Origin of the sequence: Desulfonatronospira sp. MSAO_Bac3, from assembly GCF_003838035.1 — a bacterium.
In the GTDB taxonomy this organism is placed as follows: Bacteria; Desulfobacterota; Desulfovibrionia; order Desulfovibrionales; family Desulfonatronovibrionaceae; genus Desulfonatronospira; species Desulfonatronospira thiodismutans.
In genome coordinates, this window is record NZ_QYZY01000313.1 from 1 (window position 1) to 17,149 (window position 17,149).

21 protein-coding genes are annotated in these 17,149 nt (G+C 53.9%); 16 read left to right on the top strand and 5 right to left on the bottom strand.

The features are described from left to right. Positions 1–259: 259 nt before the first annotated feature. Complete coding sequence (locus D5S03_RS10965; protein WP_287043999.1) at positions 260–1,105, bottom strand: purine-nucleoside phosphorylase; 846 nt, start codon at positions 1,103–1,105, stop codon at positions 260–262. Positions 1,106–1,252: 147 nt separating this feature from the next. Between D5S03_RS10965 and D5S03_RS10970 the strand changes: the two genes are divergently transcribed. The 16 genes from D5S03_RS10970 (at position 1,253) to D5S03_RS11045 (ending at position 14,314) form a co-directional block, all read left to right on the top strand. Continuing rightward, positions 1,253–2,011 (top strand): motility protein A, encoded by a 759-nt coding sequence (locus D5S03_RS10970; RefSeq protein ID WP_008870269.1) that lies wholly within the window; start codon positions 1,253–1,255, stop codon positions 2,009–2,011. Next, the gene (locus D5S03_RS10975) at positions 1,998–2,753 is read left to right on the top strand and encodes an OmpA/MotB family protein (RefSeq protein WP_008870268.1); all 756 of its coding nucleotides are present in this window, start codon (positions 1,998–2,000) and stop codon (positions 2,751–2,753) included. Before D5S03_RS10970 ends, D5S03_RS10975 begins: the two co-directional genes overlap by 14 nt. After that, positions 2,754–3,164: a PilZ domain-containing protein gene (locus tag D5S03_RS10980; protein ID WP_008870267.1), complete on the top strand. Its 411-nt coding sequence runs from the start codon at positions 2,754–2,756 to the stop codon at positions 3,162–3,164. It abuts the gene before it with no gap. Continuing rightward, complete coding sequence (locus D5S03_RS10985) at positions 3,151–4,557, top strand: ATP-binding protein (RefSeq protein ID WP_287044001.1); 1,407 nt, start codon at positions 3,151–3,153, stop codon at positions 4,555–4,557. Before D5S03_RS10980 ends, D5S03_RS10985 begins: the two co-directional genes overlap by 14 nt. Positions 4,558–4,587: 30 nt before the next feature. Continuing rightward, on the top strand, positions 4,588–6,828 hold the full coding sequence (locus D5S03_RS10990; protein WP_008870265.1) for a carboxyl transferase domain-containing protein: 2,241 nt from the start codon (positions 4,588–4,590) through the stop codon (positions 6,826–6,828). Between the two features lie 43 nt (positions 6,829–6,871). Then, positions 6,872–7,522 (top strand): biotin/lipoyl attachment domain-containing protein, encoded by a 651-nt coding sequence (locus D5S03_RS10995; protein ID WP_008870264.1) that lies wholly within the window; start codon positions 6,872–6,874, stop codon positions 7,520–7,522. 95 nt (positions 7,523–7,617) lie between these two features. Beyond that, positions 7,618–7,965: a hypothetical protein gene (locus tag D5S03_RS11000; RefSeq protein WP_008870263.1), complete on the top strand. Its 348-nt coding sequence runs from the start codon at positions 7,618–7,620 to the stop codon at positions 7,963–7,965. A gap of 36 nt (positions 7,966–8,001) precedes the next feature. After that, positions 8,002–8,472 carry a single-stranded DNA-binding protein gene (locus D5S03_RS11005; RefSeq protein ID WP_008870262.1) on the top strand — a complete coding sequence of 157 codons (471 nt, stop codon included), beginning with the start codon at positions 8,002–8,004 and terminating at the stop codon, positions 8,470–8,472. A gap of 88 nt (positions 8,473–8,560) precedes the next feature. Further along, the gene (locus tag D5S03_RS11010) at positions 8,561–9,919 is read left to right on the top strand and encodes a dynamin family protein (protein ID WP_008870261.1); all 1,359 of its coding nucleotides are present in this window, start codon (positions 8,561–8,563) and stop codon (positions 9,917–9,919) included. A gap of 123 nt (positions 9,920–10,042) precedes the next feature. Next, positions 10,043–10,672 (top strand): LexA family transcriptional regulator, encoded by a 630-nt coding sequence (locus tag D5S03_RS11015; protein ID WP_008870260.1) that lies wholly within the window; start codon positions 10,043–10,045, stop codon positions 10,670–10,672. A gap of 300 nt (positions 10,673–10,972) precedes the next feature. After that, positions 10,973–11,131, top strand: a complete 159-nt coding sequence (locus D5S03_RS11020; protein WP_008870259.1) for a hypothetical protein — start codon at positions 10,973–10,975, stop codon at positions 11,129–11,131. Positions 11,132–11,151: 20 nt separating this feature from the next. Beyond that, a complete protein-coding gene (locus D5S03_RS11025; RefSeq protein ID WP_008870258.1) occupies positions 11,152–11,586 on the top strand; it encodes a LexA family protein in 435 nt (144 codons plus the stop codon). Positions 11,587–11,616: 30 nt separating this feature from the next. Next, positions 11,617–12,891, top strand: a complete 1,275-nt coding sequence (locus D5S03_RS11030) for a Y-family DNA polymerase (protein WP_008870257.1) — start codon at positions 11,617–11,619, stop codon at positions 12,889–12,891. Between the two features lie 72 nt (positions 12,892–12,963). Then, positions 12,964–13,308: a cupin domain-containing protein gene (locus D5S03_RS11035; RefSeq protein WP_008870256.1), complete on the top strand. Its 345-nt coding sequence runs from the start codon at positions 12,964–12,966 to the stop codon at positions 13,306–13,308. A gap of 116 nt (positions 13,309–13,424) precedes the next feature. Further along, positions 13,425–14,063, top strand: coding sequence for an outer membrane lipoprotein periplasmic chaperone LolA (lolA, locus tag D5S03_RS11040; protein WP_008870255.1), 639 nt, complete (start codon positions 13,425–13,427; stop codon positions 14,061–14,063). A 68-nt stretch (positions 14,064–14,131) separates the two neighbouring features. Further along, positions 14,132–14,314 (top strand): hypothetical protein, encoded by a 183-nt coding sequence (locus tag D5S03_RS11045; RefSeq protein ID WP_008870254.1) that lies wholly within the window; start codon positions 14,132–14,134, stop codon positions 14,312–14,314. A gap of 144 nt (positions 14,315–14,458) precedes the next feature. On the opposite strand, the gene D5S03_RS11050 is transcribed toward D5S03_RS11045, so the two are convergent. Genes D5S03_RS11050 through D5S03_RS11065 form a run of 4 tightly spaced genes read right to left on the bottom strand, consistent with a single transcriptional unit; the run spans position 14,459 to position 16,951 of the window. Further along, on the bottom strand, positions 14,459–15,283 hold the full coding sequence (locus D5S03_RS11050; protein ID WP_287044008.1) for a pseudouridine synthase: 825 nt from the start codon (positions 15,281–15,283) through the stop codon (positions 14,459–14,461). Further along, on the bottom strand, positions 15,244–16,029 hold the full coding sequence (locus D5S03_RS11055; protein WP_287044009.1) for a J domain-containing protein: 786 nt from the start codon (positions 16,027–16,029) through the stop codon (positions 15,244–15,246). Before D5S03_RS11055 ends, D5S03_RS11050 begins: the two co-directional genes overlap by 40 nt. Before the next feature lie 39 nt (positions 16,030–16,068). Further along, entirely contained in the window at positions 16,069–16,524 is a 456-nt protein-coding gene (locus D5S03_RS11060) for a YkgJ family cysteine cluster protein (RefSeq protein WP_287044010.1), read from the bottom strand. 4 nt (positions 16,525–16,528) lie between these two features. Next, a complete protein-coding gene (locus D5S03_RS11065; protein WP_287044011.1) occupies positions 16,529–16,951 on the bottom strand; it encodes a CoA-binding protein in 423 nt (140 codons plus the stop codon). Positions 16,952–17,149: the final 198 nt, after the last annotated feature.

Here is a 17,149-nt window from a genome sequence, read left to right on the forward strand (position 1 = left end):
AGTTTTTTCTTTTGGCAAGGAAATCAAGCAATTATGAGGAGGCGTATCTTAATACGTTGACGAATAATTGTACAGATTGACGCCGCCAAAAGGAAAAAGAACCGTTTCCGGATGAAAACTCTCTAACGATCCAGCACTCAACTTGAGCTGCCAATCCCGCCAGGCTCGGCCTCCGGCCCAGAGGGGCCTGCGCCCCGGATGGCAAAATCACTTACTCAAGTTGAGTGCTGGACAAAGCCCCCTGACCTCTGACCCCTGACTACTGACCCCTGACCACCCCGGTTAGTCGGGGCAGGGTTTCCCTTAGCAGTGTCACCAGGTTATTGTTTATCTTGCGGGCCTGTTCCAGGATTTCCTCGTGAGAGGTCTCGGCCATGCAGTCAGGAAGATTCTTGTTGGTCAGGCATGAATATCCAAGCACCCGCATTCCCAGGTGCCTGGCGGCTATAGCCTCAAGGGTGGTGGACATGCCGATGGAGTCAGCACCAAGCTTTCTGAATGCCTTAGTTTCCGCAGAAGTCTCCAGGGAAGGACCCTTTATACCCATGTATACTCCTTTCTCCAAAGGGATTTTCGCCTCCAGAGCTGCCCCGGCTGCCAGACTTTGTAGCTCCCGGCAATAGATATTGCTCATGTCCGGAAATCTGGGTCCCCACTCCTGCACATTATCCCCCACCAGGGGGTTTTCCCCGGTCATATTGATGTGATCGGTGATAAGCATTATATTGCCTGTGGAAAAAAGAGGGTTCAGGGCCCCGGCTGCATTGGTCAGAACAGCTGTCCCGGCTCCCCAGAGCCCCATGACCCGCAGATTGCGCACCACTTCCCCGGGGCTTCTGCCTTCATACAGGTGGACCCGGCCGCTCATCACCGCCAGGCAAAGATCCTGATCCCGGCACAGAAAAAGAGTGCCTTCGTGCCCTTCTACTGTTGAATCAACAAACCCGGGGACATCACTGTAATCAAGGCTTGCAAAGGGCTTGAAATCCCGGGCCAGATCTCCCAGGCCGCTTCCAAGCACCACCAGAACATCCGGGCGAAAATCCGGAAAAATTTTTTTTAAATAGCCAAGGGCTTCATAAACCTTGTTTTTTTCTGTCGACATGTTATATTGTCTCCTGCTCTGGCTTGCTCACCCATAAAAAACCGGGATTAATCATTGCAATTTTCGTGAAGATAACCCAAAAAAATCCCCGGAGCACTGCATACGTCCCAGCCCAACCCGCTAAGCCAGGAATCATAAGGATGCTTTATGGATTTTGCAACTTTTTTCGGCATCATTGTAGGATTTTCCCTTATAATTGGTGCCATATTCATAGGCGGAGCAGTAGATACCTTTGTCAACGTCCCCGGGGTCATGATAGTCCTTGGGGGAACCATGGCCGCCACCAGCATCAATTTTCCGGTTACGGACATCAACAAGGCCTTTCGGGCCGCTTTTTACATTTTTGCCGGAAAAAGCGTCACCGCCAACGACGTGGTAAACACTATGGTCCGCATAGCCGAAATCAGCCGCAGGGACGGACTGCTGGCCCTGGAAAACATCAAGACCGAGAACTCAACCTTGAAAAAAGCATGCCAGCTTATAGCCGACAATACTGACCCGGAAACCATTTCCCAGACCCTGCGCATCGAGATAGTCGCCCTGCGCAACCGGCATGCAGTTATCCAGGATGTATTTAAAAAAATGGGCACCTACGCCCCCAGCTTCGGGATGATCGGGACCCTTATAGGACTGGTCCAGATGCTGACCATGCTGGATGATCCGGCTTCCATAGGACCGGCCATGGCTGTGGCCATCCTGACCACATTTTACGGGGCACTTCTTGCAACCTTGCTCTTTTTGCCCATTGCAGGCAAACTAAAGAGCAGGACACAGCAGGAGAACCTGCATCTGGAAATCATATTCCAGGGCGCCCAGTCCATCCTTGAAAACAACAACCCAAGGGTGGTCTACGAGAAGCTGTCATCCTTCGTGCCCCCGGCGGAGAGGAAAAATGAGCGAAGATAAATACAGCCTGTCCTCCAGATCCGCTGAAATGGAGCAGGACCAGGAAGAAGACGAGCCTAAAAACTGGATCACCATTTTTGCAGACATTGCCCTTCTTTTGCTGGTCTTTTTTGTGCTGCTGTTCTCTTTTTCCACTTTAAGCGATGAAAAGTTCCGGGAAACCATTTTATCTGTGCGGGAGTCCCTGGGCCGGGAAGAAACCGAAGACTGGGGAATGCGGGTCAGAACAGACACGTCCGGCGTCCTCATGGACAGAGCCACTCAGTTCCGCCAGCTCCAAGAGGCCCAGCAGGAGACATTCGCCGATATCCAGTACTATCAGAATGAACATGGCATTGAAGGCATAGTGGGAGCCAGGCTGGATGAGGGCAAAATAACCCTGACCCTGCCCTCGGAAGTGCTTTTCGACCTGGGAGAGGTGGAACTCAGGCCGGAAGGAGAAGAACTGTTGCAGGACATGAGAGATATATTTAATCGACACTCTGAGCAACGCATCAATATTGAAGGACATACCGACAACATCCCTCCCCGGGAAGGCGGCAGGTTCGAGGACAACTGGGAAATATCCTCCCTGCGCGCCCTGAACACCCTGCGTTTTCTCAAGCAGGAGGGTATTGATCCCGGACGTATGACCGCCACTGGATACGCCGACCTGCAACCCCTCTATCCTAATACCACAGAGGGCAACAGGGCCAGGAACAGGCGTGTGGAATTCGTCCTGGAAAGGCATATCGGGGGATAGATGTCTGATTTCTTTGGCGAATTCAACTTCGATTACGAGACCGGCACCAGGCGCAGGGCATACAGGATCTCTATCCCCGGTCTTTACGTGCGTATCAGGGGTCTTGAACATGCTTTTCCAGTTCAGGACATCAGCGCCACTGGTGTTGCTTTTGAAAACACCTATAGACAGCATCTGGACTACCAGCCCGGTGACGAAATGGAGCTCGACCTGCTCATCAAAGACAGAACCTATCTGGAAGAACTCAAGGCCTTGCTTGTCAGGCACAGGGATTTCATGCTGGCCTGCGAGTTTCATGACCTTGGCCTGCGCCAGGAGGCCGGACTGGACAAGCTGGTTCTGGAAGTGCAGAAAAAATGGATAGCCGCCAAAAAGAAAAAAAGGGCCGAAGAAAAAAATGAAAAAACATAAAGTGCTCATTGCCAACCGCGGAGAAATCGCCATCCGCATACTCAAGGCATGTATGGACCTGGGTCATGACTTTGTCTGCGTCTACACCAGGGAGGATGCCCAGTCGGAACACTGCACAGAGGCTTTAAAACAGGGCGGTGAAGACTGCCTTTACCGCATAAGCTCCTATCAGGATCCCAACGAGATTTTCGCCGTGGCTGACCAGAGCCAGGCCACAGCAGTGCACCCGGGGTACGGATTCTTTGCCGAAGATTTCCGTTTTGCTCGCCGGGTGGTCCAGAGAACCAGAAAACTGGAGTTCATCGGGCCTTCCTGGAAAATAATCCAGGACCTGGGAGACAAAATCAACACCAAGAGGCTGGCCAGACAACTGGGCGTACCCACCATACCCGGCTCAGACCGCCCCATCTTCGACGACCTGGAGGCCGAGGAGATAGCCCGCTCTCTTTTCAATTTCCAGCAGGAACAGGGTATTGAACAGCCTGTAATCCTGGTCAAGGCCTCTGCCGGAGGCGGAGGCATGGGCATCGAGGAGGTCAATGATCCCGATCGCTTCCGCAACGTCCTTAGAAAGGTCAAAAACTACGCCCGCCGACAGTTCCGGGACGAGGGCGTGCTCATCGAGCAAAGGCTTTTTGATTTCAATCACCTGGAAGTACAGATCCTGGCAGACAGCCATGGCAACGTGGTGCATTTCGGAACCCGCAACTGCACAGTGCAAAGTACAGGCAGGCAGAAAAGAATCGAAGTTGCACCGGGATTTGATCCCGGTGCAATAAGTTACGCCTTTGACGCCGGGCGGGTACTGGACGACATCATAAATTATTCCGTACGCATGGCTCAGAATGTGGGCTACAACAGTATCGGCACCTGGGAATGGATAGTCAGCCCCACAGGGGAACCCTTTCTCATGGAGGTCAATACACGCATCCAGGTGGAAAACGGAGTCTCGGCCATTACCTCCCGCATTGAGGACATGGAGGTGGACCTCATCCGGGAGCAGATCCGCATCGGCCTCGGGGAAAAGATGGACTTTGATCAAAGCAGCATCAGGTTTGAAGGTGTAGGCATAGAGTACCGCATCCTGGCCGAAGACCCGGACAATGCATTCACCCCCTGGGTGGGCAGAATAGAGCAATTTTCCTGGCCCGAACATCCCTGGCTCAGGATGCACACGCACATCCCCAGGGACCGGGCTTACGACATCCCTACGGAATTCGACCCCAACCTGGCCCTGGGCATCGTCTGGGGCAAAGACCTTAAAGAAGCCAAAAAGCGTGGAATCAGCTTTTTGAACCAGCTGACCCTGGAGGGCAGAAACAACGTGGGTGAACCTCTCAAATCCAACATCAACTACCTCAAAGAGAAAACAGACAGACTGCTGATTTTTTGAACACAGACAACCCTTTAACTCCCCAAAAATATGACAGATATAGAAAAACAGATCCAGGACTTAAGAGAACGTCTGCAATACATCGAAGACATATTCGGCAACAGGGAGAACACCAATATCACTTTGTTGCGCTCCAAACTGCAGGATTTCATCCACAACCTGCCATCTCTTGGCCCGGGACAGATTAAGCGACAGCTGACATCTCTAAGCGACCTCTTCAGCTTCCTGGAGAACAAGCTGGAAAAAGAGCTGACCCCCATGGACAGGGTGCGCATTGTGCGTCATCCCCAGAGGGTCTGCCTCAAAGACATCCTGGAAAACGTCTACGACAACTATACAGAGATCGGTGGGCAGGGCGAATACAGCATCGACCCGTCCATGATCATCGCCCGGGCCTACATAACCCGCAATGTGGGCAAAAAGACGTACAAGCAGCCGGTAATGGTCATCGGCCAGGAAAAAGGCCATGGCGAGGAATTCAGAAACGGGGGCTCGGTAAAACCCTGGGGCAATGCCAAGGCCCTGGAATACATGAAGGTTGCCGAGCGCGAAAACATACCCATCCATACCTACATATTCACCCCGGGATCATATCCCATCGAGGACTACCCCGGCGCAGCGCAGCAGATAGCCAGAAACATATACGCCATGGCCGGCATCAGGGTTCCGGTGATAGCCGTTCTTTCCGAAGGGGGCTCCGGGGGAGCCGAAGCCATCGGCCTGACCGACACCAGGATAATGCTCTCCCACGGCTACTACTCGGTCATATCCCCGGAAGGAGCAGCCGCCATTGAAGGACGCTCCAGTTCCACCCGCAAGGCCTCGGCACAACTGGTGGAAAGCTGCGCCAGGCAGCTGAGAATCACCGCCAGGGACAACCTGGAAATGGGCTACGTGGACCGCATCCTGCAGGAACCGCCCCTGGGGGCCAGGCCTGATCATTTCGACTTTTTCCGCAAACTGCGCCGGGAAGTCATCCTGGCCACCGATGAGATTGTTCTTTCCATCCGCGGGGTCAAGCTCTTCAGAGCCATTGCCCTTAGAAAGCTCAACAACCCCAATATCTATGTCCGCTGGAGCATATCCTCCAAGTCCAAGGAACGTCTGATTTGGAGAAGATATCAGAAATACCGCGGGCTCTGCTCCTGGGCATACCAGGACAGGTCCACCAACTTTCAGAAATGTAAAAGCGCTGTCCTGGAAACCGGCTGGTCCGTCTATTCCTTTTTGCGCTACGAATTCTTCGGCCGGCACCAGAGGGCCATCACCCACCTGGCTGAAGACGTGCAGGGCGAAGTACATGCCCTCATGGACAGGGTCACTCACCGCTTTTCCAGCCTCTTCAAGAAGCTTCCCTGGGTCAGAAAAGAAAGGGAGGACGCCTGTCAGTTGACCACCCTTTCCACCTGGGAAGCGGGCATGTCCTGGAACGAACACTGCAGGTACGTAAGCCCTCAGGCCAACCAGGACAAGACCCTGACCTGTCCCAACAGCGAGAAACACAACTGCCTGGATTTGTGGGCCCCGGACCTTTTCGGAGATTTTGCAGGAGTCTGCAGCCATTGCGGACATCACTTTCCCATGGAATATGAATGGTACCTGTTTAATGTATTTGATTCCCGCTCCATCCGTGAATTCAATGCCCCCATAGAGGCCTCCAACCCCCTGGAATTCGACGGACTGACCCACAAGCTGGACAAGGCCAAGAAGCAGACCGGACACAAGAGTGCCTGCATGACTTTCGAGGCCAAAATAAAGGGCATCCAGGTAGCGGTGGCCATGCTCCTGGCCAGGTTCAGGGGCGGAAGCGTGGGCGCGGCTGAAGGGGAAAAATTCATCAGGGCCGCGGAACAGGCCAGGCGAAAGCATATGCCCTTTCTGGCCTATGTGCACGGCACAGCCGGCATCCGGATCCAGGAGGGCACCAACGGACTTCTTCAGATGCCCAGGTGCACCCTGGCTGTGCGCAGATACCTGGAATCCGGTGGACTGTATCTCGTGGTCTACGACACCAACTCCTATGCCGGACCCGTGGCCAGTTTTCTGGGATGTTCACCTTACCAATTCGCCATCCGCTCAGCCAACATCGGCTTTGCCGGCCCCGGAGTCATCAGGGAAACCACCGGCATGGACATCCCCCCCAACTACCACAAGTCCTTTCAGGCTCTGTCCAGGGGACACATACAGGGCATCTGGGACCGCCGGGAGATCAGAAACAACCTGCACCATGCCCTGATGACCATGGGTGGGGAGTTTTTATATTACAGGTAATAAGCAGAAGTGACATTGCTTCCGCCAATAAAGGAGCCATGCCTTGATCGACACCATATCCCTTTTAAATGAAATAAAACAGGCCCCATACAAGGAAATAACCGTCAGTGCGCCGCATTCCGGGCGTATCGAATTCGCAGTCAACCAGACAGGAGTAAAGGTCAAAGGGGCCTCAGGGACATGGCTTGAGCGTCCCGGTACACTGCTGGCCAGGTTAGTGCGCGAAGGCAACCCCAAACCCATTTATGCCCCGGAAAAGGGCGAGGTGGTGGAATTTTACGACGTCAGCGACCGGGAGTTTGTCCAGGCCGGCACACCGCTTATGAAGATCAGGCATTGCCTGACCAAGCAGGAGGTGATGGACATAATCCTTAAAAAAGCCCTGCATCTCTTCATTGCCCCGGAGAAAGGGCGCTATTATTTTGTATCCGAGATCGACACCAAGATAAAATCCCAGGGCCTTCGTTCCGTCAGCGTCAAAGAAGGCGACGAGGTGCTTATTCTTTCCAGGATGAAACGCGAGACCACCATTACCTATCAGGGACCGCAGGGGATAATCTACACAGCTTACTTCAACTCCAATGAAAGCGTGGAGACGGGAGCCCCCCTTTTCGGCGTCTGCCCCGAGAACCAGGTCCAGGACATCAAGGCAGTCATTGACAAAATTCAAAGCGGATGGGAAGAACAGGAATAGCTTTGGGATCCTGGTGACTGCCAGAATAAAAACAGAGACCAGTCACTGAACAATTACTGATTTTTTTAAATTCAAACTCAACCGGAGTATGCGTCATGGGAGAAATAATCCAGATCCGGGTCATGGCCCAGACTTTTGACCCCGAGGAAGCCAAAAAAAGGTGGAGCGATCTGGCAGAAGCAGCCTTTGACATGGACAGCCTGCAGATCAAAGCTGAAAAAGATTTCCACATCAAGCTTGTGGACGCCCTCGTGGACCGCAACAAACTTGGGCAGTTGTCTCCAAACCTCAAAGAGGCCATCCAGAAGGATCTGCAGACCGCAGGGCAGTTGCGCGACAAACTCCAGAGAAGCCTGAGCGACTGGGACCCAAGGGCCGCGGACAGGGCGGCCTACGAGCTTGAAGACGTTCTGGACCGCATGCAGCAAAACGTGGTGCGCTGACTGAATTCATAGAACAAGGAACCGTAAGGAGGATATATGGCAGGGTCAATGAATAAAGCTATCATAGTGGGCAGGCTGGGCCAGGACCCAAAGCTGGCCTATACAGCCAACGGTCAGCCTGTGGTCAACATGAGTTTAGCCACGGACGAATCTTACACCGACCGGGACGGCAACAAGGTGGACAAGGCTGAATGGCACCGGGTGGTGGTCTTTAATAAACCCGCCGAGTTCTGCGCCAACTTTCTTCGCAAAGGCAGCCTGGCGCTGGTGGAAGGCAAACTGCAGACCAGGAAATGGCAGGATCAACAGGGCCAGGACCGATATACCACTGAGATAGTAGCTATGAGAGTTCAGGGACTGGACTCCAAGGGGCAAAGCCAGGGAGGGGAATCCTATGTAGCTGCCCCGGAACAGGGCAGGGATCAATCCCAGGCCAGGGAAAGCCAGGAAAAGATGGGACCAGCCTTCCCTTCCGAAGCCGGCGGGATGGATGAAGCCCCTTTTTAGTTTCTACCATTCATGTAACATTTATTTAAAAAGCCTGTAATATTACAGGCTGTTCAACTGCATATTGCATAAACACGGGGATGCAATCATGGACGACAAGGCTTTTCAGCAAGAGATCCAGGACAGGGTTCGAAAGACAATCGCACCTGTTTTCTCCAAATACGGCATGGATGTAAACTGGCTTGACTCCACCATGAAATGGAAGCCCCTGATCCTGGTCATCGGCAGCTATTCCTCGGGAAAGTCCACCCTCATCAATGAGCTTCTGGAAATAGACGTACAGAGAACCGGCCAGGCGCCTACAGACGATTCCTTCACTGTAATCACCAATGACGGTGAAAATGTCCCCGGAGAGACCCCCGGGTCCACCCTGGTAAACGATCCCAGGTACCCTTTCGCCGGGCTCAAGGCGTACGGGGAAAACCTCATTTCCCACCTCTGCCTCAAAAACGTCCCCTCTCCACTGCTGGAAAACACGGCCATCATAGACACCCCGGGAATGATCGACTCCACCGCGGAAAGAGACCGGGGCTACAAGTACCTGGAGGTCATTGGAGAACTGGCTGCCATGGCGGACATGATTGTTCTCATGTTCGATCCGCACAAGGCAGGCACCATCAAGGAAAACTTCAGCACCATCAGAAACATACTGCCTGGAAGGACGGGCGAAGACAGGGTTGTGTATGTTATGAGCAGAATTGATGAATGCGACAATTTAAGCGACCTTATCCGCTCCTACGGCACCCTTTGCTGGAATATCTCCCAGATGACCGGGAGAAAGGACATGCCGCACGTCTTTCTTACCTACTCCCCCAGGGAAGCCAGACTGGACCAGTCCAACCAGGAATGGCCCCAGGAACGCCAGGAACTCAAAGAAAAAATCGGCAGCGCCCAGGCCATGCGCATCAACCATATCCTGGAAAACATCGATCGTAAAACCGGGGAACTCGAACTCGTGTGCGAGGCCCTGCACCGTTTCTCCAGGAGGGTCAGGCAGCTCCTCTCCGGCACCTTCAAATGGACCCTGGCTGCAGCCCTGGCCGTTTTTGCCCTTGGCTTCGTCCTCCTGCAGGGTCACCAACCTCTGCAGGACCAGGGCCTTTTTTCCGGAATAACCCAGACATCGCTTCTTTCAATGGAGGTCATCGTCCCTGCTGCCGCAGCCCTGCTGACTTTCGTCCTGGGCTGGGTCATCTTCGCCAGAGTCCGCTTCAGAAACCTTCTACAGAAAACCCTGCGCAATCCCGACAACCTTGTCCACCTGGACAGCGACTACCGCAGGAGTCTATGGGCCAAGGTCAAAAGCCATGTGCTGGACCAGCTCAGGCAGCGCACCGTCAGACAGCACCTGTTTCAATCCGGGGCAAGCCTGGACCGGGTCCGCAAGTTCATCCGAAGGGACCTCAAGGAATACTACTCCAAGATCGGACGTCCCCGGCAGGGTTAGCCGCCGCCGGTCCCCGCTTTAGTTGAATGTTCTTTCCGGACAAAATAATTTTGCAGCGCATAAAGACTTTTTTCTTGACAAGAATGTTTACTTTTGTAAACTCTCGAAAACAAGAGGATCATAATGCAGTTCGAGGATTTTTTTCAACGCGTGGCCAGGGCCACGGAGATAAACACCCAGAGGCAGCTGGCCGATATCCTGGGGGTGGGGGCGACCGCCATCACTCTGGCCAAAAAAAGAGGTGTGCCCGCATCCTGGAGCCTGAAAATCGCCTCTGTATTCGGCATAAATCCCAACTGGATCCAGACCGGGAAGGGACCGGTCTACCAGGCCGGCCGGGAAGGCACCTTTTTCGTGCCCAGGGTCTCGGCCAGAGCCTGTGCCGGGGGGGGATCCCTGGATGTACGGGACAATATCGTTGACGAGATCCCTTTTGCCACGGACTGGTTAAGAAAAAAGGGACATCCGGAAAACTTGGTTCTCATGGAAGTCATGGGGGACAGCATGTCCCCGGAACTGGAAGAGGGTGACAACATCCTGGTGGATCTGGGCCAGAAAAAGATCACCGGCCGGAGTCCATTCGTGCTGGGCCTGGAGGAAGGCCTGCAGGTAAAAAGGGTGGAATCAGCTCCGGGAATAGTCATACTTTTGAGCACCAACCCCAGGTATTCATCCATCACCCTGCACGGCGACGAAGTGGACTCCCTGAGAATCGTCGGGCGCGTGTTGTGGAGCAGCCGGGAGTATTCCTGAAGCCGGGAACCGGGAACCATATGTCGCCGCCTGTTCCCAGGGGTTCAGGGATACAGGCTTTTTTTGTCTTTTTTGTTTACAAAAGTAAACCAGGCTTTTTCCGCGACCCTGCGCGGAAAAGAGGTCCCTTCGGGGCAACATCCGAAATAAGGAAGGGATCTCATACAACCACCCCCGGCCCCTCCTTGGCTAAGGAGGGGAGTTTACACCGTGCTCGTAATCCAGATGGGTAGGGTGTCAGATAAAGTTACCAACATGTTTTTTTAAATCTGTGTTAAATCCACAGCAAGGAGGAAAGTCATGCAGGAAAGATTCTGTGCTTGCGGACACAAGGTTTATGTGGCTTACGTCTTCACCGGGCGGGGCATCTACCACCTTTTCAGACCCATGGCCAGGATGCGCGAACTCATGCGCTGCCCGTCCTGCGGAAGGCGCATAAACATAGATGAACTGAGCTGAATTGCCTCGGGGACTTACTAATGAGCAAAAAAAGCCGCATCATGTCCCCCAGGGCGGAAAGCCCCGAGGTACTGCTGCCTGAAGTATCAGCTCTGGTTCCGGCCGGGTTTCCCTCTCCGGCTGACGACTATCTGGACAGGACCCTGGATCTCAACGAGTACCTGATACACAACCAGGCCGCGTCCTTTTTCATCCGGGTGGCCGGAGAGTCCATGCAGGGAGCCGGGATACTGCCCGGGGACATCCTCCTGGTGGACAGATCCGTGGAACCGGCCCACAACAAGATCGTAGTGGCCGTGCTGGATGACGAAATGGTGGTCAAAAGGCTTCGCTACAGGCAGGGACGCGGCGTCCTGGTCCCGGAGCACCCCGGGTTCAGACCCATCGAAATAACCGATGCCATGGAGGCCCATATCTGGGGAGTGGTCACGGCGGTGATCAGAAAGCTTGGATAAATATTTTCCAGACTGCACGGGAGGCTATGCATGACCAGAATGTTCGCCCTTGTGGACTGCAACAACTTCTACGTTTCCTGCGAGCGGGTCTTTGACCCTTCTCTGCAGGACGTGCCTGTAGTGGTGCTGTCCAACAACGACGGATGCGTCATAGCCCGCTCCAACGAGGCCAAGGCCCTGGGCATCAGGATGGGGGCCCCTGCTTTTGAGCACAGGGAAATATTTGAAAAGCACGGGGTCCAGGTCTTCTCCTCCAACTACTCCCTTTACGGAGACATGTCCTCCCGGGTCATGAGCAGCCTGAACCGGATCGTCCCGGACATGGAGGTCTACTCCATAGACGAGGCCTTTCTGATCCTGGACAGCCTTCCCCAAAGCCCCGAGAGCTTTGCCCGGGACCTAAGGGAAAAAATACTAAAGTGGGTGGGCATGCCCGTGTCCATAGGCATCGGCCCCACCAAGACTCTGGCCAAGATCGCCAACCGCTTCGCCAAAAAGCACCTGGAGCATAGCGGGGTTCTGGACCTGGGTTCACCGGGAATGCGAAGCACCTGCCTGGAGCTGACAGACGTGGAAGACGTATGGGGGATAGGCAGAAGGTATGCCCTGCTGCTTAAAAGCTACAACGTCAGAAACGCCCTGCAGTTTTCCCGGCAGTCCAGGGACTGGGTACAGTCCAGGATGACCGTGGAGGGGGTGCATATCCTGCTGGAACTGCAGGGCATACCCTGTCATTTCCTGGACAGGACCCCGCGACCCAACAAGACCATAATCAGCTCCAGGTCCTTCGGGCGCTGCGTGGAAACACTGCAGGAACTGCAGACCGCCCTGGCCTGCTATGTAACCCGGGCCGCGCAGAAACTGCGCCACCAGGGATCAGTCTGCTCCGGGGTAACGGTCTTTGTGTATACCAACAGGTTCAGACAGGATCTTCCACAGCATTCCCCGTCCGGAACAGCCAATATCATGTACCCCACCGACCACACCCCGACACTTATACGGCATGCCCTTAATGCCCTCGAGGGGATATACAGGCCGGGATACAGCTACAAGAAAGCCGGGGTAATGCTCACCAGAATCGAACCCCGGGCCCGGAAAAGGCCCACTTTTTTTCAGCCCGGGGCCGGCCGGGAAAAGAAAGAAAAAAAACTCATGTCTGCAATGGACCATATCAATGCCAGGTGGGGCCGCAATACCCTGCAGCCCGCGGAGACCCTTTATGCCCCCGGCGACTGGGGCATAAAGAGGGAAAAACTCTCCCCCAGGTACACCACTTCCTGGGACGAACTGCCCGTAGCCTCGTAACCTCCGGATTGACGCCTGCTGCCAAAAAAATTAGAGGACAAGGCACAATTATCTTTTACAGGAGGTTCTGTTATGCAGGGCAGTCTTTTTCCCGCCGGAGACAGAGAGTTCAAGGATCATCCAAAGTTTTCCGGGGTCAGGATAGCCATCCAGGTAAGCAGCCAGGAAAGCTCGGCTGTGGGAGTTTCCCAGCTTTTGATCCAGCCCGGGGTGGAAATACCCGCGCACACCCATGACACCCAGGCGGATTCCATATACGTGGTCTCCGGTGAGGGTGAGGTATACTTAAACGGTTCCTGGCACCCGGTAGCGGCTGACGACTACATCTTTGCCCCGGCAGGTGCAGAGCATGGAGTACGCAATTCCGGCAGACAGGAATTAAAACTCTTCATCCATCACAGTCCGCCGCTGTTTTAATAAATGTTTGCAGGCAAAAAACAATCTTTCTTTACAAACTCATCCCGGAAGATTATTATTTCTAATTGATCATAAAACCAACCCATAACACCAGCGTCCAGCTGGCAGGAAAAATTATGAAACGTATTATTATATTAAGCTTGACACTTATATTATGCTTTGCCTTGCCGGCAACGGCATCAGACCAGGAGGTGGTGGACAGGGTCCAGGACCGCCTTGATGCCCTGGAAGGGCTCAAGGCCGACTACGTGCAGATTCTGACCAACGCGGCCACCAAGGAGACCCAGGAACGTACCGGAAGCATCTACTTTAAAAAACCGTTGCAGGTCCGCTGGGAAGCCGATGCTCCCCACCAGGAACTGCTGGTTATAGACCAGGACAAAGTGTGGAACTATTTTCCTGATGATGAAGTGGCCTACGAATACGAAGTGGAAGAGGTGCTCACCTCAAGAGCCATGATCAACTTCATATCCGGTCAGGCCAAGCTTACAGAGGATTTCCAGGTGGAAGAACAGGGGATGGAAGACGGGCTGCACAAGCTGAAGCTGGTCCCGGCCAGTCCGGAACCGGACCTGGTCCTGGCCTATCTGTGGTCGGATGACCAGGGCCTTTTGCACCGTATCCTGCTGGTGGATTTTTTTGGCAACGGCAATGAACTAAGACTTGAATCAATGGAGACAGACCCTGAGCTGGACCGGGAAAAGTTTGAATTCAGCCCCGAAGACGTGGAAATCCGGGAAGGCCGGGTGGACTGATTTTCTGTTGCTGCGGCCCGTCAAAATGACTCTGTAAAAAGTAGCTCAACCCCGAACAGGAGAAAGTCATGGTTATAGTGGTCAAGAAGTGTTCTTCGGAATGCCCTTTCTGCAACACCCTTGAGAATGGCAAAATGGAGTGCAACGTGTCCATGCCTTCAAAAAGGCCCATTCCGGAGATGGAAGAAAAATTCCCCTCCTTCTGCCCCCTCAAGAGGGAGCAGGTCATCACCAGGGCCTTTGAGGAGTGAGATGGCCCGGTTATTTTCGGGTTTACGTCCTGTGGGTACAGCAAAATACCGGCAGGTCAATCCCCTGCCAAATAAATACAGTTTTTGATAAATTCTTTAAATATGCTGCTGTCACGTTGCTTTGTAGCATGCATACAGCACTCACTACCCCCCTCCTTGGTTAAGGAGGGGCTGGGGGTGGTTCGTTCTGGATGACCACTTCCTTAGCTGGCTGACTTCCCCTGGCTCAAGGTAGCGCCACTCTCCGGGCTTGAGATCACCCAGAGCAAGCGGACCCTGCCTTATCCGGACCAGAGACAGTACCACCAGACCCAGATCCCGGCACATGCGGCGGATCTGACGGTTGATCCCCTGCACCAGGGTCATTTCCGCAAGGACTGAATCCCTGGTCTGCTGCAGTATTTTCACCTCCACCGGGGCCAGCTTCTCCCCTTCACTGAGCACCATCCCCCGGCGCATGATCTGCAGCTTCTTTTTGCTTAGATCCCCGCGCATTTTAACCCGGTAAATTTTGGGGATCTTTCTGGAGGGATGGGTCAGGCTGTGCGCCAGATCCCCGTCATTGGTAAGAATCAAAAGCCCCTGGGAAAAATAATCCAGGCGGCCCACAGGGAAAAGGCGCATGCGTCTAAGTCTGTCCGGCAGCAGGTCCGTGACCTTGGCTCTGCCCCCGGGATCGCTCGTGGTGGTCACCACCTGAACCGGCTTGTTCAGCATGACATGGACAAGCTCGCGCTCTTGTTCAGTCTCAATTTTCACCGGGCGGCCGTCTACAATGATGCTGTCCTTTTCCGGGTCCACCCTGATTCCGGGCTCACGGACAACTCCGTCATTCACCTTTACCCGGCCGGAAAAAACCAGCTCGTCCGCCCTGCGCCTGGAACATATTCCAGCCCGGGCCAGGGCCTTATTCAGCCTCATTTCCCGGCTCATCTGGCCAGCAGCCTCAGGTACAGATCCCCCTTCCATGGTCCTATCTTGCGGCCCAGGCCCTTCAGCCTCACCGGGCGGCCCACAACATAATCCTGCGGCAGATTGACGCTTACCACCTGGGGCGGCCCGGCCCACCTGCGCTCCACATTGATGCGGATACTGCTCCCGGGTCTTAGCTTGACCGGGCTTAAATACACAGTCTGCTCGTCATCCAGCTGGGAGGAAAACCATTTCTTTATTCCGGCAAATACCCCCCCGGAGAGATCCACATCCAGATTGATCCTGCCCCACTCAAGCTTGAACCTGCGCTTCTTGATTTCTGCAGGATGAGTATCCTTTTTGTCCCTTTTAAGCCTCTTGAAAATATCTTCAAATACCTGCTTGGCAAAGGGATCTTTGAGAATATCCCGTAGCACCTCTTCCTGTCGGTAAAAAAAACCTTCCCTGGCCTGCTGTGCGCTGCTCTCGTAATGCCTTTTGCTCTCCGTGCTCTCCCGGGCGGCCTCGGACCTTGCATGGCGTTCATATGTCCTTGTGGCCTCCTTGCGGGACGCCCTGCTTTTTTTACCGCTTTCAGCAGAGTCCTGCCAACCTTCCCTGGCCTGCTTGCGCAGGGTGACGTAGGCGGTGTTCACCTGGTGAAACTTGTACCCGGCCTCCGGATCATCGGGGTTTAGATCCGGGTGCAGCTCAAAGGCCAGCTCCCTGTAAGCCTTCTTGATGCTCTCCAGGTCTGCATCCGGGCCAAGGCCCAGTATCCTCAAACTTTCCTGCCTGTCCATTCTATGTGTCAGATGCTGTTATTGTTCTGTCAGCTGTTATCAATCTATATCCGAGGTACGCAGCGCATTCCCGGCATCGTCTTCAAGTTCGCGTCCCAGGCCCTGCTCCTGCAGATACTTCATTCCCTGCCTGACGAATTCCTGAAAATCCGCATCGGGATCAATGCCCGGGCAGAAATCCTTGGCCATCTCGAAGCTGGACTCATCCATAAGGTTGCCCCGGAAAAAAGGCCAGGCCCTGCATGTACGTGGTTTGACCGGATGAACAGCACAGCCTTTGCCGGACTCGAAAAAAATGCACCATCCATGGTCATTGTTGCGGATAAAAAATTTGTCGCCCTTTCTTTGCACATGGATCTTCTGAAATTCCAGCAGGTCCATTTCCAGGTAGTCGGCGATTTTTTGCTGCTCTGCCAGTGTGGCCACGATCCCTCCGGAACCCTGGCAGCACTGCCCGCAAATTTTACAGTCAAAGGCTGGTCTGGGCTGCTTCAATCCTTTATGCTCCCAAAAGTCTCTGGTGTTCCACCATGATGCACTTGTCCTGGATAACCTGGATAGGCTTATCCTTCAAAATTTCTTCAGCCTGGGCCGAGGTGATCCCAAGCTGCATCCAGAAGGCCGCGGGTGTATGCTCCATTTCCAGGACTTCCAGGGCATGATCCGGGCAATAGTCCGAAGCCCGGAAGAGGTCAACAATGTCTACGGGTTCAGGAATCCCGGTCAGGTCCGGATAAGTATCCAGGCCCCACACTCCCTTTCTCTTGGGATGTACCGGAATCACCCTGTAGCCTGCCTGAATGAGGTAGCGGCCCACGGCATCCACCGGCTGCCCCTGTTTGTCCTTGGCCCCCACCACCGCTATGGTCACTGCCTTTTGCAGGAGTTTTTTTATATCTTGATCCCTGTGAATATCCATCATAATATACTCCTTTACCGGGAATTACAGTCTGTAAACCTTTCAGACTTGTCCTTCAAAAACAATATACAGCTTAAATCCGGAAAGTCTTTTTCCCCATGAAAACCGACTCGACCGCGGAAAATCTATGCAGAGAATCAATTTAGACCAGGCGCAAAAGCTTTGGCAAGAGCAGAATTTGTTTGATCTGGGCCGCATGGC